At 73.2% G+C, this 745-nt stretch carries 1 protein-coding gene; it reads right to left on the bottom strand.

The window, feature by feature from the left end; translation table 11 throughout:
• On the bottom strand, window positions 1–568 hold a 568-nt coding region (locus tag ACH9D2_RS19380), incomplete at its 3' end, for a hypothetical protein (protein ID WP_396364465.1).
• Window positions 569–745: the final 177 nt, after the last annotated feature.

The following is a 745-nucleotide window of genomic DNA, read 5'->3' as shown; positions in this document are numbered from 1 at the left end:
CGCCGAGGCCGGCGAGCAGCAGCAGGGCCGCCTGGGTGCGCTGCCACGCGATGGTGCCCGCGGTGATGCCGTCCCCGAACTCGCCGGCCTCGGCGGTCTCGACCACCTGGAGCGTGCCGTCCTCCACGGCGAGCAGGGCGTCGGCCTCCTGGTGGAAGTCGTCCTCGCCGGAGCCCGTCTGGGTGCCGCGGAAGACGATCTCCTCCCCCGCCTCCGGGACGCGCGGATCGGCGAGGCCGGAGTCGAAGGGCTGCTCGGTGACCGCCTCGTCCGCGGGCAGCACCCCGCGGTAGATGGGGTTCCAGGTCTTGGTCCGCAGGTCGTTGGTGAGGTCCTGGTACTGCCCGGTGACCACCCACGACCGGTCCGCGTAGCCGGCCAGTCTCCGGGAGTCGTCCCAGGCCAATGCCGCGCTCACCGCCAGGACCAACCCCAGGAGGAGCCCGAGCAGGCCCACGGCCGTCGGCTTCCAGGCGATCGACCGGCGGGCGCGCCCGTCGTCGTTCCCGTCCTGCTCGTCGTCGAAGGCGAAGAACGGGTCCTGGCGGTCGGTGGTCTCCTCGGTCATGCTGAGCTCCTGGAACGGGGGTCGGGGAAGGGGGGTCGGGGAAGGGGGGTCGGTCGCGGCGCCGAGGTCGCGGCCGGGGACCCGGTGCCACAGTACCGAAGTTCACCGCGAGCGCCCTGGCGTTCGCAAGTGTTACCGAAGGGCCCGGAACGGGAGCTCCGGAACGACGGACGGCCC

It is taken from the genome of Kocuria rhizosphaericola (assembly GCF_044462205.1).
Classification (GTDB): Bacteria; Actinomycetota; Actinomycetes; order Actinomycetales; family Micrococcaceae; genus Kocuria; species Kocuria rhizosphaericola.
This window is presented reverse-complemented; position numbering and strand designations above follow the sequence as displayed.